This window comes from Bombilactobacillus sp. ESL1202 (assembly GCF_058107125.1).
Window position 1 is genome coordinate 1,720,958 of sequence record NZ_CM176590.1, and the last position, 19,821, is coordinate 1,740,778.

Annotated in this window: 25 protein-coding genes; 22 read left to right on the forward strand and 3 right to left on the reverse strand. The window is 35.6% G+C overall.

Going from position 1 to position 19,821, the window contains the following annotated elements:
- Window positions 1-19: 19 nt before the first annotated feature.
- From AC3B7A_RS07690 to AC3B7A_RS07700, 3 genes are read left to right on the forward strand one after another with little or no spacing between them, the layout of a single operon-like run.
- Window positions 20-952 (forward strand): ABC transporter ATP-binding protein, encoded by a 933-nt coding sequence (locus AC3B7A_RS07690; protein WP_489755512.1) that lies wholly within the window; start codon window positions 20-22, stop codon window positions 950-952.
- A 12-nt stretch (window positions 953-964) separates the two neighbouring features.
- A complete protein-coding gene (locus AC3B7A_RS07695) occupies window positions 965-2,092 on the forward strand; it encodes an ABC transporter permease (RefSeq protein ID WP_489755513.1) in 1,128 nt (375 codons plus the stop codon).
- Window positions 2,079-3,221 carry an ABC transporter permease gene (locus tag AC3B7A_RS07700; protein ID WP_489755514.1) on the forward strand — a complete coding sequence of 381 codons (1,143 nt, stop codon included), beginning with the start codon at window positions 2,079-2,081 and terminating at the stop codon, window positions 3,219-3,221. Before AC3B7A_RS07695 ends, AC3B7A_RS07700 begins: the two co-directional genes overlap by 14 nt.
- Window positions 3,222-3,277: 56 nt before the next feature.
- Here AC3B7A_RS07700 and AC3B7A_RS07705 read toward each other — a convergent pair whose 3' ends face one another.
- The gene (locus AC3B7A_RS07705) at window positions 3,278-4,639 is read right to left on the reverse strand and encodes a MurT ligase domain-containing protein (protein WP_489756567.1); all 1,362 of its coding nucleotides are present in this window, start codon (window positions 4,637-4,639) and stop codon (window positions 3,278-3,280) included.
- A gap of 136 nt (window positions 4,640-4,775) precedes the next feature.
- On the opposite strand from AC3B7A_RS07705, the gene AC3B7A_RS07710 reads away from it, so the two are divergent.
- The 19 genes from AC3B7A_RS07710 (at window position 4,776) to AC3B7A_RS07800 (ending at window position 18,870) form a co-directional block, all read left to right on the forward strand.
- Window positions 4,776-5,369 carry a thymidine kinase gene (locus tag AC3B7A_RS07710; RefSeq protein ID WP_489755515.1) on the forward strand — a complete coding sequence of 198 codons (594 nt, stop codon included), beginning with the start codon at window positions 4,776-4,778 and terminating at the stop codon, window positions 5,367-5,369.
- A 1-nt stretch (window position 5,370) separates the two neighbouring features.
- The gene (gene prfA, locus AC3B7A_RS07715; protein ID WP_489755516.1) at window positions 5,371-6,468 is read left to right on the forward strand and encodes a peptide chain release factor 1; all 1,098 of its coding nucleotides are present in this window, start codon (window positions 5,371-5,373) and stop codon (window positions 6,466-6,468) included.
- Window positions 6,446-7,294 carry a peptide chain release factor N(5)-glutamine methyltransferase gene (prmC, locus tag AC3B7A_RS07720; RefSeq protein WP_489755517.1) on the forward strand — a complete coding sequence of 283 codons (849 nt, stop codon included), beginning with the start codon at window positions 6,446-6,448 and terminating at the stop codon, window positions 7,292-7,294. The genes prfA and prmC overlap by 23 nt, the downstream gene beginning before the upstream one ends.
- On the forward strand, window positions 7,294-8,313 hold the full coding sequence (locus AC3B7A_RS07725) for an L-threonylcarbamoyladenylate synthase (protein ID WP_489755518.1): 1,020 nt from the start codon (window positions 7,294-7,296) through the stop codon (window positions 8,311-8,313). Before prmC ends, AC3B7A_RS07725 begins: the two co-directional genes overlap by 1 nt.
- 13 nt (window positions 8,314-8,326) lie before the next feature.
- Window positions 8,327-8,956 carry a uracil phosphoribosyltransferase gene (gene upp, locus AC3B7A_RS07730; protein WP_489755519.1) on the forward strand — a complete coding sequence of 210 codons (630 nt, stop codon included), beginning with the start codon at window positions 8,327-8,329 and terminating at the stop codon, window positions 8,954-8,956.
- A gap of 117 nt (window positions 8,957-9,073) precedes the next feature.
- Window positions 9,074-9,790 carry a F0F1 ATP synthase subunit A gene (atpB, locus tag AC3B7A_RS07735; RefSeq protein WP_489755520.1) on the forward strand — a complete coding sequence of 239 codons (717 nt, stop codon included), beginning with the start codon at window positions 9,074-9,076 and terminating at the stop codon, window positions 9,788-9,790.
- 15 nt (window positions 9,791-9,805) lie between these two features.
- On the forward strand, window positions 9,806-10,015 hold the full coding sequence (gene atpE / locus AC3B7A_RS07740; RefSeq protein ID WP_489755521.1) for a F0F1 ATP synthase subunit C: 210 nt from the start codon (window positions 9,806-9,808) through the stop codon (window positions 10,013-10,015).
- Between the two features lie 30 nt (window positions 10,016-10,045).
- Window positions 10,046-10,576 (forward strand): F0F1 ATP synthase subunit B, encoded by a 531-nt coding sequence (gene atpF / locus AC3B7A_RS07745; protein ID WP_489755522.1) that lies wholly within the window; start codon window positions 10,046-10,048, stop codon window positions 10,574-10,576.
- A complete protein-coding gene (gene atpH / locus AC3B7A_RS07750; protein ID WP_489755523.1) occupies window positions 10,563-11,108 on the forward strand; it encodes an ATP synthase F1 subunit delta in 546 nt (181 codons plus the stop codon). Before atpF ends, atpH begins: the two co-directional genes overlap by 14 nt.
- A gap of 25 nt (window positions 11,109-11,133) precedes the next feature.
- Entirely contained in the window at window positions 11,134-12,654 is a 1,521-nt protein-coding gene (gene atpA / locus AC3B7A_RS07755) for a F0F1 ATP synthase subunit alpha (RefSeq protein ID WP_489755524.1), read from the forward strand.
- Between the two features lie 16 nt (window positions 12,655-12,670).
- Window positions 12,671-13,594, forward strand: a complete 924-nt coding sequence (locus AC3B7A_RS07760) for a F0F1 ATP synthase subunit gamma (protein WP_489755525.1) — start codon at window positions 12,671-12,673, stop codon at window positions 13,592-13,594.
- 17 nt (window positions 13,595-13,611) lie between these two features.
- Window positions 13,612-15,066 carry a F0F1 ATP synthase subunit beta gene (gene atpD, locus AC3B7A_RS07765; protein WP_489755526.1) on the forward strand — a complete coding sequence of 485 codons (1,455 nt, stop codon included), beginning with the start codon at window positions 13,612-13,614 and terminating at the stop codon, window positions 15,064-15,066.
- Window positions 15,067-15,088: 22 nt separating this feature from the next.
- Window positions 15,089-15,517, forward strand: coding sequence for a F0F1 ATP synthase subunit epsilon (locus AC3B7A_RS07770; protein WP_489755527.1), 429 nt, complete (start codon window positions 15,089-15,091; stop codon window positions 15,515-15,517).
- Window positions 15,518-15,612: 95 nt separating this feature from the next.
- Entirely contained in the window at window positions 15,613-15,843 is a 231-nt protein-coding gene (locus AC3B7A_RS07775) for a DUF1146 family protein (RefSeq protein ID WP_489755528.1), read from the forward strand.
- Window positions 15,844-15,931: 88 nt separating this feature from the next.
- Window positions 15,932-16,927 (forward strand): rod shape-determining protein, encoded by a 996-nt coding sequence (locus AC3B7A_RS07780; RefSeq protein ID WP_489755529.1) that lies wholly within the window; start codon window positions 15,932-15,934, stop codon window positions 16,925-16,927.
- A gap of 11 nt (window positions 16,928-16,938) precedes the next feature.
- A complete protein-coding gene (locus tag AC3B7A_RS07785) occupies window positions 16,939-17,115 on the forward strand; it encodes a DNA-directed RNA polymerase subunit beta (protein WP_489755530.1) in 177 nt (58 codons plus the stop codon).
- Entirely contained in the window at window positions 17,115-17,402 is a 288-nt protein-coding gene (gene yidD, locus AC3B7A_RS07790) for a membrane protein insertion efficiency factor YidD (protein ID WP_489755531.1), read from the forward strand. The genes AC3B7A_RS07785 and yidD overlap by 1 nt, the downstream gene beginning before the upstream one ends.
- 12 nt (window positions 17,403-17,414) lie before the next feature.
- Entirely contained in the window at window positions 17,415-17,651 is a 237-nt protein-coding gene (locus AC3B7A_RS07795) for a DUF2969 family protein (RefSeq protein ID WP_489755532.1), read from the forward strand.
- Window positions 17,652-17,661: 10 nt separating this feature from the next.
- A complete protein-coding gene (locus tag AC3B7A_RS07800) occupies window positions 17,662-18,870 on the forward strand; it encodes an FtsW/RodA/SpoVE family cell cycle protein (RefSeq protein ID WP_489755533.1) in 1,209 nt (402 codons plus the stop codon).
- Between the two features lie 120 nt (window positions 18,871-18,990).
- Here the strand turns inward: AC3B7A_RS07800 and AC3B7A_RS07805 are convergent, their stop codons facing one another.
- Both AC3B7A_RS07805 and AC3B7A_RS07810 read right to left on the reverse strand, forming a co-directional pair.
- The gene (locus AC3B7A_RS07805; RefSeq protein WP_489755534.1) at window positions 18,991-19,461 is read right to left on the reverse strand and encodes a universal stress protein; all 471 of its coding nucleotides are present in this window, start codon (window positions 19,459-19,461) and stop codon (window positions 18,991-18,993) included.
- Window positions 19,462-19,532: 71 nt separating this feature from the next.
- Window positions 19,533-19,811 carry a hypothetical protein gene (locus AC3B7A_RS07810; protein WP_489755535.1) on the reverse strand — a complete coding sequence of 93 codons (279 nt, stop codon included), beginning with the start codon at window positions 19,809-19,811 and terminating at the stop codon, window positions 19,533-19,535.
- Between the last annotated feature and the right edge of the window lie 10 nt (window positions 19,812-19,821).

A 19,821-nucleotide genomic window follows, 5' to 3' on the forward strand; every position in this document is an offset into this window, starting at 1 on the left:
CGATAGGAGAATGATAGCTTTGATGATCGAAGTTCAAAATTTAGTGAAGCGCTATGGTAAAAATAAAGTTTTAAATCATTTAAACTTGCAAGTTCCAGCTGGCGAAATTTTAGGTTTATTAGGACCTAATGGTAGTGGTAAATCAACTTTAATTAATTGTATCTTGGGATTATTAAAATATGATCGCGGAGAAATTAAATTATTTAATCAGTTAATGACACCGACTAATTATGTTGTGAAACAAAAAATTGGGCTGGTTCCGCAAGAAGTGGCTTTATTTGCTGAACTAACGGTTCAAGAAAATATTGATTATTTTTGTGGTCTTTATATTAAAAATAAGCAAAAGCGCCAAAAATTAGTTCAGCAAGCACTAGAATTAGTGGAACTAACTACATTTGCTAAATATTATCCCAAACAATTAAGTGGTGGTCTGAAACGACGGTTAAATATTGCTTGTGGTATTGCCCATCAACCTGAACTGATCTTCTTTGATGAACCCACGGTAGCTGTTGATCCACAAAGTCGTAACAAAATTTTGGCAAGTATTAAACAGTTAAACCAAGCCGGCGCTACCATTATTTATACTACCCACTACATGGAAGAAGCCGAATATTTGTGCCAGCAAATTGTTATTTTAGATCAAGGCGAAATTATTGCCCAAGGAACGAAAGAGCAATTAACAGCAATGATTCAAACTGATTCTAAAATAGTCCTGGAAGTACCACAAATTACTTCTGCCCAATTACAGCAATTACGAAGTCTTCCGGGGATGGTTCAAGTGAATTATAAGTCAGGCAAATTAGTTTTGAGTAATCAAAATTTGAATCAAAATCTGATTGCGATTTTAGAATATTTAAAACAAAATCAGATTTTATATGCTAATTTAAAAACCGAACAACCAGACTTAAATGATGTTTTTTTAACCATTACAGGTCGTAAATTACGTGATTAAGGGGAATTAATGATGGGACAGTTAATTAAATATCGTTTCAAGATGTTAACTAAGCAACGCTGGTTTTTGTTTTGGATAGCTATTTTTCCACTGCTTATGGGAATATTGATGAAATTAGCTTTTGGTCAATTAGATCAAGAATCTACCACGTTTAACTTAGACCAAATTTCAGTGGGAATTGTTGAACATAAACAGGCAGATACGCACTTATTAAAGCAGGCTTTAACACAATCTAGAATGCAGCAACAACAATTGTTTAAAGTGCAGCAATTGTCACAAAGTACGGCTCAACAACGACTACACTCGAAGAAAATAGCCGGTTATTTTGAATTTAAACAAGGACAATGGCGGCTAAATATTATTAATTCTGATGATCAACAACGGATTCTACAAAATTTTTTGACGATTTACTTACAAAATTATCAAATTATTCAACAACAAATCGCCAAAAGACAAAGTATTAACTTACCGACGAATCGCCAATGGTTAAGTAATCAAGCGCGTCCCCGAAATTTTAGTATTTTGAGTTTTTATTTCTTTGCATTACTGGCATTGACGATTATGGATGGCTTTACGCTTGGATTGACGTTGAATTATGACGAACAACCGCAACAATCAGCCCGCGGAATGCGTCTACAAATCAGTCCACTGAATTATTTAAAAATTTGGTTCAGTGATTTAGCGGCTGCTTGGGTCATTTTTTATATCATTATGTTACTAGCTGTCAGTTTCTTTCATTGGGTACTACTAGTCAGTTTTGGTTCCCACATCGTTTGGTTATTAGTAACGATCGCATTAGGTTGTTTATTAGCCATTACCGGTGGTCAATTATGGGGGAAATTATTTGCAAAGAAGAATTTAAATCAACAACTGAGTTTAGGATTGGTACTAGTTTTAACCAATTCATTTTTGAGCGGAATGATGGGTGATACTGATTTTAAATTTTGGATTGATGTTCATTTACCGATATTGGGACAATTAAATCCTAATAATTTACTGACTAATTGTTTTTATCAATTATTCTCCTATCGCAAACTGCAATCATATTATCAAAACTTATGGTGGTTGATAATTTTATTAGTGATCTTATTTGTGATTAATTTGTTTTTACAAAGAAGGAAGAGCTATGACTATTTATAAAACTGTGTGGAAAATCTTGCGAAAGAATTATAGTACTTTATTAATTAGCTTAATCGTGACAATGGCGATGGTGATTTTTATTAGTTACCAAACGCAGACCACTTCTTTAAGTCAACCAAAAATTGTTGTCTTAAGTTTAAATGATAATAAGACAGTTAGAGCTTTTAAAGCTTATTTAAAAGATCAAAAAGCTTATCAGGCAGTTGGAAAATTTCCGACTAATAAGTTAAGTGATGCTTTATACTATCAAGAAATTGACGCCGTGGTTAAATTGCCTGCTAATTTGCAACAACGATTACAAGCGCACCAAAAGTTTAAGTTGAAGGTCCAACTAGCCCCTAATGCTAGTTCTCAACTAGCAGGAAGTTTGATTAATCGTTATTTTAATACACTAGTTACTTATCAAAGAAATAATACTCAATTGTCCTGGGCTAAAATTTTAAGTAAAACAAAAACTAACTTAAAGATTAAAGGCCAAATTAAGTATGATCATGATTATCAAAGACAACAGCAAAATGTGACCACAGCCGCTTTTTATGGTGCTTTAGCTTATGGCCTGGCAATGATAATTTTTAGTGGTTTTCAAACCGTAAGTTTAAAATTTAATCAGTTTGAAATCTATCAACGCAATTTTTGTTCACCCAATTCTCTAAAAAAAATTCGTGCACAAATCAACAATGGTTTGTTGAGTTATTTAGCAATTATTTTTGTCTTATTTATGATTCTAATCGAAGTATTTGCACAAAGTTCTTGGAAAGTAATCGGTTTTTATTGGCTAAATTCTTTCTTATTTGCACTAACAACCACAGCTTTGGCTTCATTGGTTGCTAGTATTGCCAAAAATGCAGCTACCATGAATAGTTTTTCGACCATCTACGTCTTAGGCTCGTGCTTTTTAGGTGGAGTTTTTATTAGTCAAGAGTTTTTACCGAAGGTAGTGCACCAAGTTGCAGCTCTGACACCGACCTATTGGTTTGTACAAGTCAATAATTTAATTGCTAATAATCAAATGGATTCGTTAAAGTTCTGGTATTTTGAATTGATTTTGATCTTGTTTGGCTTGGTTTATTTGGTTTTACAAGCTTTATATCAACGCTTACAAAATCAACATTTGGTTTTTAATAAATGATCGTTAAAAAACACGAGGTCGTTTTGGCCTCGTGTTTTAAAATATTATTGAGAAATTTAGGCTAAATTCTTTTGTTTAATATAGCCTTTATCGACTAATTTTTTGCGTAATTGTAGCATTGCTGTATAAGTAGCCAAAATATAAATTTTTTCTGGTGATTGTTGCTTCAATGTGGTGATAAAAGTATCTAAATCAGGAACATGTTGCAGTTGATCTTCTTGGACACCAGCGACTTGAAAGCGAAAATTAATGTCATGCCAGCGTTCTCCACCAGTAATTACTTGGGGGATTTTATCAAATGGTAATTGTTCAAAGTTTCCGTCCCAAATCCAGCTAGTATCAATTCCATCAGCATAATTAGCGTTTAATAAAAATCCAAGGTTGTATTGGTCTTTATCGGAGTTTAAAGTACTAATGACCTGATTTAAGCCCACAGGGTTTTTAACAAGAATAATGGTCATTTGTTTGTCATCTAAAGCGATGACTTCTTGGCGCCCAAAAACTTGTTCATTATAGCTAAAAGCTTGTTTAATTTGATTAGGAGTCACGTTAAACTCACTGCCCGTGGCGTAGGCAGCTAAAGCGTTATAGATGTTATACATGCCACCAATATTAATCGTGAAATCGGTGTGATCAATGGCAAAACTAGATTGGTTGGGCAGTAAATTGGTGGTACTGGTCACTTGATAATCTAATGGGGGTCGGTTAAATGAGCATTGCGGGCAGAAGTAATCACCCAAGTTGGCGTAAGTAATGAGATGATAATGCATAATATTGTGACACTTAGGACAAAGAATACCATCTACATTAAAGTCAGCCCGTAAATCGGCCGTGGGTTGCTGGGAATTTTCAAAGCCATAATAAATTTTCGGATTGGGTAGATCATCAACTTGAAAAATTGCAGTATCTGCATTAATAATTAGTTTAGCTTGAGGTGCTAGTTTAATTCCCGCTCTAATTTTTTCCCAAGTCGTGTAAATCTCACCGTAGCGGTCCATTTGATCACGAAAAATATTAGTTAAAACAAAAGCACTAGGGGTCATAGCTTGGCAAATTGGTTCAACGTTAGCTTCATCTACTTCGAGAATAGCGATTTTTTCAGTGCTAGCTGTTTTTTGGTCACTCAAAAAAGCAGAGGTAATTCCTTGAACCATATTGGATCCAGTAGGATTGGTTAAGATATGATCATATTCTTGTTGTAGGATTTTGGTAATTAAAGAAGTGGTTAATGTTTTACCGTTAGTTCCGGTTACTATAATAACTTGGTATTCTTGACTAAGTTCTTTTAAGACATTAGGATCTATTCTATATGCTAGTTTTCCTGGTAAGGAACTGCCACGATGAAAGACGTCATGTAAAATTTTATAGGTTAATTTGCCGCAAGTTGCTGCTAATTTTGATTTTAAGCTCATGTTCAGCTCCTTTGTTAATTAATAAAAAAATCATACCATAAAAATTCTTATAAGGTATAGTTGATTAGGATTTGTCTATAGAAGTTTATTCAGAATTCGGTATAATAAATAGCAGTGAATTTAAATAAAGGAGTTCAAAGTTGTGGCACAATTATTTTTTCGCTATGGGGCAATGAATGCTGGTAAGTCAATCGAAGTCTTAAAAGTGGCGCACAATTATGAAGAACAAGGCAAAAATGTTCTATTAATAACTAGTGGTTTAGATACGCGTGATGGTGTGGGGAAAATTTCTAGTCGGATTGGTTTGACCCGTGATGCTTTAGCTTTAACAGCGCAAGATGATTTGTTCAAATTAGTAGCTACTAAAAATTCAGTTCAAAAAATTTCTTGTGTTTTAATTGACGAAACTCAATTTTTGACAGTTAATCAGGTAAAACAAGCAGCACGTGTAGTTGATGATCTGGCAATTCCAGTCATGGCCTTTGGCTTAAAAAATGATTCATTAAATCATTTATTTTCCGGATCTGAGGCCTTATTAATCTATGCTGATAAAATTGAAGAAATGAAGACCATCTGTTGGTTTTGTGAAAAAAAAGCTACAATGAATTTAAGAATAACAAATGGTCAACCAGACTATGGTGGTCAACAGGTGCATATTGGCGGTAACGAATCATATTACCCAGTTTGTCGGCGTCATTATCGTCATCCTGTCATTAAAGCAGAAGGTGAGAAGTAAAATGGATAAGATTTTTGATCAACTACAAGGCTTGGTTGAAAGATTTGAAGAATTACAAGAAATGATGAGTGATCCGGAGGTGATCAGTGATACACCTCGTTATTTAAAGATTTCTAAAGAAGCGGCGGATATGCAAGAAATTGTTGATGAATTTAAAAAATATCAACAATTAAAATCAGATATTGCTGAGAGTAAGGAAATTTTAAGTGAAAGTCATGATGCTGAGCTGGAAGACTTGGCTAAAGAAGACTTAGCAACGATGGAACCGCAATTGCAAGCTACGGAAGACAAAATCAAAGTGCTGATGCTACCGAAAGATCCCAATGATGATAAGAATATTATTATGGAAATTCGTGGGGCAGCTGGTGGTGATGAAGCTAGTTTATTCGCGGGTGATTTATTAAATATGTATGAACATTATGCTGAAAATCAAGGTTGGCATTTTGAAATTATTGATGAGAATAAAACTGAAGTGGGTGGCTATAAAGAAGTAGCAATGATGATTACTGGGAAGAGCGTTTATTCCAAATTGAAATTTGAAAATGGGGCTCATCGTGTTCAAAGAGTTCCAGCGACAGAATCAGCTGGTCGGGTTCATACTTCAACAGCGACAGTAGCAGTGATGCCTGAATATGATGAAGTGGATTTAGAAATTGATCCCAAAGACATTCGAGTTGACGTTTATCGTTCATCTGGCGCTGGTGGACAGCATATTAATAAGACTTCTTCTGCAGTGCGAATGACTCATTTACCGACGGGCATTGTTGTAGCCATGCAAGATCAACGTTCACAACAACAAAATCGTGAAAAAGCGATGCAAATTTTACGTTCACGGGTCTACGATTATTATGAATCCCAAAATCAAAGCGATTATGATGCAGAACGTAAATCAGCTGTGGGAACGGGTGATCGTTCTGAACGAATTCGGACTTATAATTATCCACAAAACCGAGTGACTGATCATCGGATTGGTTTGTCATTGAATAAATTAGATAAAATTATTGGTGGACAACTGGATGATATTATTGATGCCTTAATTTTATCGGACCAAACTCAAAAATTGGAGCAAATTCAAAATGGTTCCACCAAATTATATTAATGCCCAAAACTGGGCTTTTTTAATGCTTCAAAAATTACCACAGGGCAAAGCAATTGCCCGGTATCTATTACTAGAATTAACTAATTGGAGCCCTAGTCAATTACAATTACATGAAAAAGAAAACCTAACGCCGAAATTGTGGCAACAATATCAGACCGTAATTAACCAAGCAAAGACTGGACAACCGCCACAATATATCTTGGGTAAGGCTTGGTTTTACGGTTATCAATTTCAAGTTAACAGTGCTACCTTAATTCCTCGGCAAGATAGTGAAATGATGATTGCGCAAATTCTAAAAGAGCAATCAACTGGTAGGTTATTAGAATTGGGAACCGGTTCTGGGGCTTTGGTAGAAACTTTGGCTTTGAAGGGAAATTATCAAGAAGTTACTGCTACTGATATTTCTGCGGCAGCTTTACAAGTTGCACGTAAGAATGCTCAAGACTACCAATTAAAAATTAATTTTTTACAGGGAGATTTATTTGCACCCTTAAAAAATCAGTGCTTTGAGGTTATTGTTTTTAATCCACCTTATATTAGTGAACAGGAAGTTAAATATATGGATCAATCAGTTTTAGAGTTTGAACCACGGCAAGCTTTATTTGCTCCCGAAGACGGTTTGAAATATTATCGGTTAATTTTTTCACAATTTGCGCCATTTTTAGCAAAAAATGGCAAACTTTATTTAGAATATGGCTTTCAACAGCAAGAAAAACTTAGTAAAATGTTTCAAGAACAGGTTGATGGTTTTCAAATTGAATTTTTTAAAGATTTATCCAATCAGCCACGCTTTTTAAGAATTCAACGAAAAGAGGTGAAATCATAATGGAAACTCGGATTTTTACGAAAGATGATGTAGCGTTAGCAGCACAATTACTCAGAGCCGGTCAATTAGTGGCTTTTCCGACGGAAACAGTTTATGGATTAGGAGCCGATGCAACTAATCCCAAAGCTGCTGCAGCGGTTTATGTCGCTAAAGGACGTCCCAGTGACAATCCATTGATTGTCCATGTTAATAGTCCGCAAATGGTCTGGAATTATGCTGATGTGACGTATAAACCATTAGCAGAAAAATTAATGACTGCCTTTTGGCCAGGTCCATTAACATTAATTTTACCGGTGGCTAATCACTCACTTTCTAAGACAGTAACTGGTGGCTTAGATACAGCGGCTTTTCGGATGCCAGATAATCAATTGACACTTGATTTAATTAGTCAAACTAAGCGGCCTTTAGTTGGTCCTTCGGCCAATACATCTGGTAAACCAAGTCCAACGTTGGCTAAGCATGTTTATCATGATTTACATGGCAAAATTGCTGGCATTTTAGATGATGGTCCAACTCGTGTGGGACTAGAATCGACAGTTTTAGATTTAACAAGTTCAGTGCCCACTATTTTACGGCCAGGTGCTTTAACACCATCTCAGTTGGAAAAAGTTATTGGTACCGTGCAAAGTAGTCATCATAAAGTTCAAGCTGGCGAAATTCCTAAGGCTCCTGGAATGAAATATAAGCACTATGCACCAAAAGCCCAGGTTATTATTGTTGACCAACCAGCAGATTTTCCTGCCGCTTTACATTGGGTACAAAGTCAAAATCAGGATTTTGCTGTCATGGCCACAACTCCAGTGTTAGAGACACTAGATTTAACAAAAGCGACGGATACTTTTTCTTTAGGAGAGTCGTTAAGTTCTGCTAGTCATTTATTGTTTGCCGCTTTAAGACAATTTGATCTAAATGATCAAATTGCTTATATTTTAGCGCAAGGTAGTTTTGATCAAGAATTAGGTTTAGCTTATATGAACCGTTTGAATAAGTCTGCTGGAAATCAGCACTTTAAAGCATAGGAGGGACACTTAGATGTCTAAATTTACAGTTTTAAATCACCCATTGATTCAACATAAATTAACAATTATTCGTAGTAAAGATACGGGAACACGAGTATTTCGTGAAGTGGCTAATGAAATTGCTGAATTAATGGTTTATGAGATTACTCGGGATTTACCATTGGAAGATACTGAAGTGATTACCCCAATGGGTAAAAGTACTCAAAAACAGTTAGCTGGTAAGAAATTAGCAGTTATTCCAATTTTACGAGCAGGTTTAGGCATGGTTGATGGTGTTTTAAGTCTGATTCCGGCGGCCAAAGTTGGACACATTGGAATGTATCGTGACGAAGAAACCTTAAAGCCACATGAGTATTTTGTTAAATTGCCACCGGACATTGATCAACGTGATTTATTCATCGTAGATCCAATGTTGGCAACTGGTGGTTCAGCAAATATGGCGATCGAAGCTTTGAAAAAGCGTGGTGCTAAAAATATGCGGTTGGTTGTTTTAGTTGCAGCACCAGAAGGCGTTCATGCCGTACAAGAAGCACATCCTGACGTTGACATTTATGCTGCCGCTTTAGATGAAAAAATCACTGAAAGTGGTTATATTTTTCCCGGTTTAGGTGATGCTGGCGATCGATTATTTGGTACAAAATAAATTTTGAATTTTATGAGAAAATTACTTTGATTTTGTAAATTTTGGTGGTAATCTAGCCATATGCCTTATTTTTATTAAAGGGTAATGAAAAATAATGAAAGGGAGGAGTTGTGTTGGTTGGATGATTCATATCAATTTCTTTCAATTGGTGGTCTAACTTTTAATGTGGCTAATTGTTTGTCAACATTAATCGCTGCAGCTGTGGTTTTTTTAGTGTTCTTTTTTATGGCACGTAAAATTTCCATGCGACCAGGGAAAGCACAAAACATGTTGGAATGGGTCGTCGACTTTACTAATAATATTGTTAAGTCTTCGTTTCCTAATAAGAATGAAGCCCAACCATTTATGTTATATGCATTTGTTATGTTTGCATTCATTTTTGTCTCTAATCAGTTAGGATTAATGTTTGAAATTATGGTTGGTGGAAAAACTTATGTCAAATCACCAACGTCAGATCCCATTGTGACAATGAGTCTGGGCATTATCACATTAGTTCTATCGCATTATTTTGGGGTGAAGAAGCATGGCTTTGGAGGCTATTTAAAAACCTACATTCAACCGATTGCTTTCTTATCACCAATTAACCTTTTGGAAGAGTTTACGAACTTTCTAACACTATCTTTACGTCTTTACGGTAATATTTTTGCTGGAGAAGTTTTGTTAAACTTGATTACAAAGCGTTTAGCACCATCACTGGGAATTTGGACTTATATTGGTTCTTTTCCGCTCAGCATGATTTGGCAAGGATTTTCTGTCTTTATTGGAGCAATCCAAGCCTATGTATTTGTTGTTTTATCGACGGTTTATATTTCTGAAAAAGTAGTTAGTGAATAGTGGAGGTAATTTTAAATGAAATTTTTAGGTGCAGGTATCGCAGCAGGTTTAGCAGCTTTAGCGGCTTCTTATGGTAATGGACACGTCATTTCCAAGACAATTGAAAGCATGGCTCGTCAACCAGAAATGGCTAGCAAATTACAATCAATCATGTTCATTGGCGTTGGTTTAATTGAAGCTGTGCCGATTTTAGCTGTTGTCATTGCTTTCTTGTTAGTCTTTTAATCGTTAAATTGAGATTTTATTTAGAAGGGAATGATGTTTGTGCAATCAGGATTATTATTAGCAGCACAGTCATCATCGACTGGTGATTCTTTATTTGTACTGGTATCTTTCATTGTTTTAGTACTATTAGTTAAACATTTTGCTTGGGGACCAATTACCAAGATGATGGATAAACGAGTAGATAAAATTACTGGTGATCTGGATTATGCGGACAACGAACGCAAACAAGCTGACGAATTGAAGCAAAAGCGCGAGGCGGCTTTGAAAAATTCTAAAGCTGAGGCGGTTCAGATTGTTGCCGATGCTAAAAAATCGGGTGAAGATCAACGCACCTCAATTGTTGACCAAGCCCATAGTGAAGCCCGTGACATTAATCAACGCGCACAAGCTGATGCCAAGCAAGCTAAAGCAGATGCAATGAAATCAGTTCAACATGATGTTGCTCAATTGTCAGTTGATATTGCTACCAAAATTATTGGACGTGAATTGTCAGTTGCTGATCAGCAAGACTTGATTGACTCATATATTAAGGAGTTGACGCCAAGCCATGAAGCTAAATAAAGACGAAATCGGTCGTCGTTATGGTCGTGCACTTTTTGAATTGGCCACAGAGCAACAACAGCAAGTCAATGTCTTACAAGAGTTGGATATTGTTGATCAAGTTTATCGTCAGGTGCCTGATCTAGGTAATATTTTGACAGATAATCGTTTATCAATGGTAAATAAACAGCATTTGTTAGACTTATTAAAGCAAAATACTAGTAGTTTAATGCAAAATTTTTTGCAATTATTGTTTGAATATCACCGCCTAGATGCTTTTGAAGAAATTAGACGATTTTATCAGGACTTGTATAATCAGGCAACTGGAGTTTATCAAGCTAATGTGATAACGGCAATTGAATTAAATGATCAACAAAAAGTTAAGCTAAAAAATGCAGTTGCTCGACAGTTTAAAGCTCAAAAAGTTATTTTAAAAATCGAAATAGATCCTAGTATTATTGGTGGTTTGATTGTACAAGTTGGTGATCAAATTATTGATGGTAGTGTCCATTCGCGCTTACAACGAATGAGTCAAGTATTGTTGAACGATTAATTGAAAAAGTATAGAGGTGAATTTAATGAGCATCAAAGCTGAAGAGATCAGTTCTTTAATCAAGGAACAGTTAAAAAATTACCAAGATGATCTTGAAGTGGAAGAAATCGGTACTGTAACCTATGTTGGTGATGGAATTGCCCGTGCTCATGGATTAGATAACGTAATGTCCAATGAATTATTAGAATTTACTAATGGTTCGTTTGGAATTGCCCAAAATTTGGAGTCAACTGATGTCGGCATTATTATTTTAGGTAAATTTGATGATATTCGTGAGGGCGATAAGGTTAAACGTACTAAACGGATTATGCAAGTACCTGTTGGTAAGGAATTAATTGGTCGGGTTGTTAATCCATTAGGCCAGCCTGTTGATGGCTTGGGCAAAATAGAGACTGATAAAACCCGTCCGATTGAAACTCCTGCTCCAGGGGTCATGGATCGCCAATCAGTTTCAGAACCGCTGCAAACGGGGTTAAAAGCCATTGACTCATTGGTACCAATTGGTCGAGGTCAGCGGGAATTAATTATCGGGGATCGTAAAACTGGTAAAACTTCTGTTGCTATTGATACAATCTTAAATCAAAAAGATCAAAACATGATTTGTATTTATGTTGCTATTGGTCAAAAAGAATCAACTATTCGTGCTCAAGTGGAAACTTTAAGAAAGATGGGTGCGATGGATTATACAATTGTGGTAGAAGCTGGACCTAGTGAACCAGCACCATTATTGTATATTGCCCCATATTCCGGTGCTGCTATGGGCGAAGAATTTATGTACAATGGGCAACATGTTTTGATTGTTTATGATGATTTGAGTAAGCAAGCGGCAGCTTATCGTGAAATTTCGTTGTTGTTACGGCGGCCACCTGGGCGTGAAGCTTATCCTGGAGACGTATTTTATCTGCATTCTCGTTTACTAGAACGGGCAGCCAAATTAAATGATAAACTCGGTGGTGGTTCAATGACTGCTTTGCCAATCATTGAAACACAAGCTGGTGATATTTCTGCTTATATTCCCACTAACGTGATTTCGATTACTGATGGTCAGATCTTTTTACAAAGTGATATGTTTTACGCTGGCAATCGGCCAGCTGTTGATGCTGGTACTTCTGTGTCACGGGTTGGTGGTGATGCCCAAATTAAAGCAATGAAAAAAGTTGTTGGGACATTACGTTTGGATATTGCTTCTTATAATGAATTAGAATCTTTTGCCCAATTTGGCTCAGATTTGGATGAAGCAACACAGGCTAAATTGAATCGTGGACGAGTAACAATGCAAGTTTTAAAGCAACCACTTCATGATCCGATTGCCGTAGAAAAGCAAGTTATCATTTTTTACGCATTAACCAATGGTTTTATGGATGATTTAGCAGAAGATCAAGTTGCTGATTATCAAAATCAATTATGCGATTATTTTGAAGGTAATCATTCAGACTTATTAAAGGAAATCAAAACAACTGGTAATTTACCAGATACTAAAAAAATGAATAGTGCCATCAAAGATTTTACCGATGGCTATCAGGCTAATTCTGATTCTAAGCATTAAAAGGAGGGAATAGGCAATGGTTGAATCCTTAATGGATATTAAACGCCGCATCTCTTCAACTAAAAAAACTGGTCAAATCACGCATGCGATGCAGATGGTTTCTGGATCAAAACTCACGCAAATTGAAAAGAAATCAGTGGCTTATCAATTGTATGAAGAAAAAATTCAAGAAACGATGGGACATTTAGTCGCCAGTAAAATTATTAATAATTATGATAGTGACGGTCAACAAAAGGGCGTCTTGTCGTTAGATCATTTGTTAAAGGTTCGTCCTGTTCAAAAAACAGCTTACATGGTGGTTACATCTGACCGTGGTTTAGTTGGTAGCTATAATTCGACTATTTTAAAGGCAATGATGGAATTGTTTGAGAAGAATCATCATGGTGACAAATCTCAATTTACAATTCTGGCTATTGGTGGTACTGGAGCTGACTTTTTTAAAAAACGTGGTTATGATGTGGCTTATGAATACCGTGGTGTTGAAGATGTGCCTACATTTACGACAATTTCTAATTTAGTTAAAGCTTGTGTGGAATTATTTGATGATGGGGCATTTGATCGCTTGATCTTATGTCATAACCATCACATTAATTCTTTAACATCACAGTTTGTTACAGATGAGTTATTGCCAATTTCGCGTGATGTTGCCAATGAGGAAGATTTACAAAATCCAAAATTAGTTCAAGAGTATTTGGTTGATCCTAGTGTAGAGAGTGTTTTGGAAAAAATAGTTCCTCAATACATCGAATCTGTTGTTTTTGGTTCGATTATGGATGCTAAGACAGCTGAACATGCAGCGTCAATGACTGCGATGCGAACCGCAACTGATAATGCTAATGATTTAATTGACAGTTTATCTCTCCAATATAATCGAGCACGACAAGCGCAAATTACAACCGAAATTACTGAAATTATTAGTGGTGCGGCAGCTTTGGAATAAGGAAAGGAGTTATTTGAATGAGTCAAGGAAAGGTAGTTCAGGTAATTGGACCAGTTGTTGATGTGTCATTTCCACTTGATGGCTCCTTACCAGACATTAATAATGCTTTAATTGTGAAGACTAATCAAGGTACCGAAATTACTTTAGAAGTTTCCTTAGAATTAGGCGATGGCGTTATGCGGACGATTGCAATGGCTGGAACGGATGGTCTACAACGTGGAACAGTTGTTGAGGATACTGGTCATCCAATCAGTGTTCCTGTTGGTGATGTGACCCTAGGCCGAGTTTTTAATGTTTTAGGTGAGCCAATTGATAATGATGGTCCAATTAGTTCTGATATTCAACGTGAAAGTATTCATAAAGAAGCACCTAAATATGAAGATTTAAATACTACCTCAGAAGTTTTGGAAACTGGTATTAAAGTTATTGATTTATTAGAACCTTACTTGCGTGGTGGTAAAGTTGGTTTGTTTGGTGGTGCTGGCGTTGGTAAGACCGTTTTAATTCAGGAATTGATTCATAATATTGCTCAAGAGCATAATGGGATTTCTGTTTTTACTGGTGTCGGTGAACGGACACGTGAAGGTAACGATCTTTACTATGAAATGAAAGAATCCGGTGTTTTGGCCAAGACAGCGATGGTTTTTGGGCAAATGAATGAATCACCCGGTGTGCGGATGCGAGTAGCTCTAACAGGTGTAACAATGGCTGAATATTTCCGGGATGTTGAAGGGCAAGATGTTTTGCTATTTATTGACAATATTTTCCGGTTTACGCAAGCTGGTTCTGAAGTTTCAGCTTTATTAGGACGAATGCCTTCAGCTGTAGGTTACCAACCAACTTTGGCAACTGAAATGGGTCAATTACAGGAACGGATTACTTCTACTAAGAAGGGTTCTATCACTTCAATACAAGCTGTTTATGTTCCGGCCGATGATTATACCGACCCAGCTCCTGCTACTGAATTTGCCCATTTGGATGCAACTACTAACTTGGAACGCAGTTTAACACAACAAGGAATTTATCCTGCTGTGGATCCTTTAGCCTCAACTTCCAGTGCTTTGGATCCAGAAATTGTTGGTCAAGAGCATTATCAAGTTGCAACTGAAGTACAGCATGTTTTGCAACGTTATCATGAATTACAAGATATTATTTCGATTTTGGGAATGGATGAATTATCTGATGAAGAAAAACAAATTGTTGCCCGTGCGCGGCGGATGCAGTTCTTCTTGTCACAAAATTTCCATGTTGCTGAACAATTTACTGGTCAACCAGGTTCTTATGTTTCGATTAAGGATACTGTCAAAGGTTTTAAGGAAATTTTAGCTGGTAAATATGATGACGTTCCTGAAGATGCTTTTCGTAGTGTTGGTACAATTGATGAAGTTTTGCAAAAGGCAAAAAAAATGGGTTATCAACCAGAGAAATCGCAAGTATCTTCAACAAAGGCCGATGATGTAGCAGCTAGTTAAAATCAGTAGGAGGTTGATAGATATGGCTAATGATGCTGTTTTGACTGTTAACATTATTACTCCCGCTGGACAGGTTTATTCACATCATTCTAAACGGGTAGTAGCTCGTGCTAGTGATGGTGATTTGGGAATTTTACCTAATCATTTACCGATAATTGCTACTTTAAAAATTGCTGAAGTACGGGTGCTACGTGCAGACAATGAGCATCATGAAGATGCGATTGCTGTCAATGGTGGTTATTTAGAATTTAAGGACAATACTTTAAATATTATTGCCGACAGTGCTGAACGTGCTCGTAATATTGATTTACGTCGTGCTCGTTATGCTAAGCAAAGAGCAGAAGAAGAAATTGAGCATGCCAAAACGGTTCAAGATGTCGATGAAGTCAAACGAGCCCAAGTGGCTTTAGCCCGAGCAATTAATCGAATTAATGTTTATGGTCATCGTTAGAGAAAATCCTCTTTTAAATAAGAGGATTTTTTCTTGATTTTAAGGTATTATAACAATAAGGTCTAAATTGAGCTAGTGATTAAGGAGATCTATTAGTGAAACAAATTGGAATTCAAAGCTTATTAACTTTATGTAGTCATATTTTCTTTATTTGGATAGCTTTTGTTGCTATTCAAGCTTTAGATTGGGATAAATTGTTACACATTCATACTAATAATTTAGGCAAAGTATTAATAACTTTTTTAGCAATTGCTTTGGGATATACTGTTAGTTCTTTTTTTATTAGTTTGATTCAAACATTTCAAAATTTAATTTTTATGTTTTAATGTCGATATAATTTTGGGTTGTTAAGTAATTCTTAACTTGAGATATGTTATAATCCTATTCTGTGAAGACTTTTTTTGGAGGCTTAAAATGGCAAAATCGATTGGAATTGATTTAGGAACTGCTAATGTCTTAATTAATGTTCAAGGTGAAGGCATCGTTGTGAACGAACCGTCTGTAGTAGCAATTAATACTGATGATAATCAGGTATTAGCAGTAGGAGCAAAAGCTTATCAGATGGTAGGACGAACACCCGGCAATATTAAGGCAATTAGGCCTTTGAAAGATGGAGTAATCGCTGATTTTGATATTACGGAAAAAATGTTGCAATATTTTATCGATGAAATTAATGTTAAATCTCGATTTTCTCATCCAACCATTATGATTTGTTGTCCTACTAATATAACTTCAATTGAACAGCGTTCAATCATTGAAGCTGCAGAACAAACTGGCAGTAAAGATGTTTATTTAGAATTAGAACCTAAAGTTGCGGCTGTGGGCGCTGGAATGGATATTTTTAAGCCTCAGGGAAATATGGTTATTGATATTGGTGGTGGTACGAGTGATATTGCCATTCTATCAATGGGAGATATTGCCGTCAGCAAATCTATGCGGATTGCTGGTGATGAGATGAATACCGCTATTCAAAACTATGTTAAGGTTCATAATAATATTATTATTGGCGAACGGACAGCCGAAGATATTAAAAAGCAGATTGGTTCAGCCTTTGAGCCAGATATTGATAATAAAATTACAATTCGTGGGCGAGATGTAGCTTCGGGGCTTCCTGTTAGTGTAACTATTTCTGAAGTAGAAACACAGGCAGCTTTAGCTGATATCTTAGATTCAATAATTGCTGGTGTAAAGACAGTGTTAGAACAAGCAGCACCTGAGTTGGCTGCGGATATTATTGATCGCGGAATTATGTTGACAGGCGGCGGTTCTTTGGTGAAGGGAATTGATAAATTATTTGCTCGGGAGTTGCAGGTTCCAGTTATTGTAGCCGATAATCCGCTGGATACAGTTGCGGAGGGAACCGGTATTTTGTTAGAAAGATTAGCAACTGCTAATAATAAGAAACGTTAGGATTAAAAAGTATGAATAGTCTATTTAGTAGCGGTAATCATTTAATAAAAGTTATTTTAAAGATTATCTTAGCGTTTATTATTCTATTTATTGTTGGTATGATGATTGGTGCAGTAATTGGCGGTGGTAATCCCTTAACTCCTTTACTACCAAAGACTTGGATTCATATCTTTAAATTTTCTAATTAATGATGTTAATAAAGTTAATTGAAGTCTATCAAAAATACCTTTCACCTTTATTGCCACCTAGTTGCCGTTATTATCCTACTTGCTCAGCTTATATGATAATAGCAATTAAAAAACATGGTAGTATTCGGGGATTGATTATGGGATGTGCACGCATTTTACGTTGTCATCCTTTTATTCGAGGTGGGTTTGATCCTGTACCGGATTATTTTACTATTTTTAGGAATCGTCATCCTGAAGAGTATGAAGATGAAATCATTGCTCGACGATTTCATCCAAATAAGGAATGAAAGAGGAACTTAATGAAAACTAAGGAACGTAAATTTAATGTTAATTTGGAAGAAGATGGAGCTAATAAGTGGAAAGTACTTGTTGAGAAAAAGCATCAAAAACAAGTAATTGCTCGTATTTTCCAAAGAGATTCGAAACATTTTGAAGTTGTTTTAATTGATGACGATAATGCCGCTAAATTAGTAGCCAATAATTTAGAGGAAGCTTTGAATACTGCGTTAATGCAGTTTAACCTACATTTACATTAGAGGAATAGTTATGGGATTAGGAAATAAATCCAAAAATATACGTGATGAAGATAACTCAAGAATTGATTATGGAGTTATTTTTTCAGTGATGCTTTTGGCTTTAATTGGTTTAGTTTCTATTTATGTTGCTGCTTTTCATGATCTTCGTAGTGGTGGACCTTGGCATATGGTTGCTTCTCAAGTTGCTTGGTATATTTTAGGAGCCATTGGAGTATTTATTATCATGCACTTTGATGCAGAACAATTATGGACTATTGCACCTTATGTTTATTGGATCGGAATTGGTTTATTAGTTGCAGTTTTATTTTTTTATAGTCGTGAATATGCAGTTAAGACGGGGGCTAAAAGTTGGTTTGCACTTGGACCGTTTTCTTTCCAACCTTCAGAATTGATGAAGCCAGCTTTTATTATCATGCTTGGTAGAGTAGTAACAGTTCACAATCATGCTTATCCAAAGCATACTTTGCATGGCGATTTAATTTTGATTGGCCGCATGGTGCTATGGTCGTTACCGGTTATTTTATTAATGCTTTTACAAAAAGATTTTGGAACGATGCTGGTTTTTTTAGCAATTATTGCTGGTGTAATGTTGGTATCGGGGATAGATTGGCGAATTTTGCTGATTTTAGTAGCCACTGTTAGTATTTTAGGTGGTGGTGCTGTTTACTTAGTAGCCACTGGCGATGGACGCCAGTTTTTAAGTCATTTAGGTTTTCATGCTTACCAATTTGAACGAATTGATTCTTGGCTGAATCCTTCAGGTGATACTTCTAATTCTAGTTATCAATTATGGCAAAATTTAAAAGCTATCGGCTCAGGAAAATTGTTTGGTAAAGGGTTCAATCATTCTAATGTTTATGTACCAGTTCGTGAATCTGATATGATCTTTTCTGTGATTGGCGAAAATTTTGGTTTTATTGGTTGCTGTGGATTAATTTTAATCTATTTCATGTTAGTTTCCCAGATGGTTAAAGTAACATTTGATACCAAAAATGAATTTTATGCTTATGTATCAACTGGTATTATCATGATGATTTTATTTCACGTTTTTGAAAATATTGGTATGAGTATTGGTTTATTACCAATGACCGGAATTCCTCTGCCATTTATTTCCCAGGGTGGTTCTGCTTTGTTGGGAAATATGATCGGAATTGGAATGATTATGTCAATGAGATATCACTATAAAAGTTATATGTTTAGTAATGATGATTTTAAATAAGTTTTTAAGTACAATAATAAGCCCTGAGTTGATTTTTAACTCAGGGCTTATTATTGTTACTTAGGAAAGTTTCAAAGATTTGTAAACTTAGTGTTTGTTTATCTGGCTTGTTTCAATTTATCATTGTGGGTTTTTAATTGCCTTACCTGTGAGATCTGTTCTGACCACCATAACATCACAGGGAGCATTTCTAGTTACGAATTCAGTTACTGAACCAATTAATAAGCGTTCAACAGCGTTTAATCCGGTAGCACCAATAATAATTAAATCAATTTTTGATTCTTGGGGAACAGTTCGTGCAATTGTTGTTTTAGGAGCTCCATATTGGACAGAGGTTTTAACAGTCTTGATTCCTTTTTTTAAAGCAGTTTTTTCGTATTCATTAATTGTCTTTTGAGCAGTTTGTGATACTTGTTCTACCATGGATGAATCAAAACTAGAAACATCTTGAAAAGCTCTGGTATCGACAACATGCAAAATAAATAAATTGGCATTATTGCGCTTAGCTACATCGACAGCTTTATTAAAAGCCATTTCTGCTTCAAAAGAACCATCAACTGGTACTAAAATATTCTGATATGCTTGTAACATTAAATCACTCCTAACATGTATTACAGATTATTCTAATTGATTTAGGAACAAATTGCACATAGCTAAATTAATTATTTATCTAATTTTGCCACTAACAAGGAAAAGACACCAACAATTAAACTGCCGACAACTAAGGTAATTAAATTCCAATCTAAAGGGGCACAGATTAAAATAATAATTCCCAAGCCACTAATTAAGAATAAAAAAATTGCAGTAATGATTGTAACCTGCTTTAATAGTTGGAGATTTTCTTGCTTAATCATGATAAAAGGATGGTCTTTGGTAAACAAGAGCAAAATTCCTAAAAATAACATGATGATTATAAAAAGGGCAATGAGTAATTTAATCATAAAGACCTCA

Excerpts from the sequence above, each read along its gene's own strand:
- AC3B7A_RS07695 (WP_489755513.1), top strand. The coding sequence starts at position 965 with ATGGGACAGTTAATTAAATATCGTTTCAAGATGTTAACTAAGCAACGC.
- AC3B7A_RS07700 (WP_489755514.1), top strand. The coding sequence starts at position 2,079 with ATGACTATTTATAAAACTGTGTGGAAAATCTTGCGAAAGAATTATAGT.
- prfA (WP_489755516.1), top strand. The coding sequence starts at position 5,371 with ATGGATAAGATTTTTGATCAACTACAAGGCTTGGTTGAAAGATTTGAA.
- prmC (WP_489755517.1), top strand. The coding sequence starts at position 6,446 with ATGGTTCCACCAAATTATATTAATGCCCAAAACTGGGCTTTTTTAATG.
- AC3B7A_RS07725 (WP_489755518.1), top strand. The coding sequence starts at position 7,294 with ATGGAAACTCGGATTTTTACGAAAGATGATGTAGCGTTAGCAGCACAA.
- upp (WP_489755519.1), top strand. The coding sequence starts at position 8,327 with ATGTCTAAATTTACAGTTTTAAATCACCCATTGATTCAACATAAATTA.
- atpE (WP_489755521.1), top strand. The coding sequence starts at position 9,806 with ATGAAATTTTTAGGTGCAGGTATCGCAGCAGGTTTAGCAGCTTTAGCG.
- atpF (WP_489755522.1), top strand. The coding sequence starts at position 10,046 with ATGATGTTTGTGCAATCAGGATTATTATTAGCAGCACAGTCATCATCG.
- atpH (WP_489755523.1), top strand. The coding sequence starts at position 10,563 with ATGAAGCTAAATAAAGACGAAATCGGTCGTCGTTATGGTCGTGCACTT.
- atpA (WP_489755524.1), top strand. The coding sequence starts at position 11,134 with ATGAGCATCAAAGCTGAAGAGATCAGTTCTTTAATCAAGGAACAGTTA.
- AC3B7A_RS07760 (WP_489755525.1), top strand. The coding sequence starts at position 12,671 with ATGGTTGAATCCTTAATGGATATTAAACGCCGCATCTCTTCAACTAAA.
- atpD (WP_489755526.1), top strand. The coding sequence starts at position 13,612 with ATGAGTCAAGGAAAGGTAGTTCAGGTAATTGGACCAGTTGTTGATGTG.
- AC3B7A_RS07770 (WP_489755527.1), top strand. The coding sequence starts at position 15,089 with ATGGCTAATGATGCTGTTTTGACTGTTAACATTATTACTCCCGCTGGA.
- AC3B7A_RS07780 (WP_489755529.1), top strand. The coding sequence starts at position 15,932 with ATGGCAAAATCGATTGGAATTGATTTAGGAACTGCTAATGTCTTAATT.
- AC3B7A_RS07785 (WP_489755530.1), top strand. The coding sequence starts at position 16,939 with ATGAATAGTCTATTTAGTAGCGGTAATCATTTAATAAAAGTTATTTTA.
- yidD (WP_489755531.1), top strand. The coding sequence starts at position 17,115 with ATGATGTTAATAAAGTTAATTGAAGTCTATCAAAAATACCTTTCACCT.
- AC3B7A_RS07795 (WP_489755532.1), top strand. The coding sequence starts at position 17,415 with ATGAAAACTAAGGAACGTAAATTTAATGTTAATTTGGAAGAAGATGGA.
- AC3B7A_RS07800 (WP_489755533.1), top strand. The coding sequence starts at position 17,662 with ATGGGATTAGGAAATAAATCCAAAAATATACGTGATGAAGATAACTCA.
- AC3B7A_RS07805 (WP_489755534.1), bottom strand. The coding sequence starts at position 19,461 with ATGTTACAAGCATATCAGAATATTTTAGTACCAGTTGATGGTTCTTTT.
- AC3B7A_RS07810 (WP_489755535.1), bottom strand. The coding sequence starts at position 19,811 with ATGATTAAATTACTCATTGCCCTTTTTATAATCATCATGTTATTTTTA.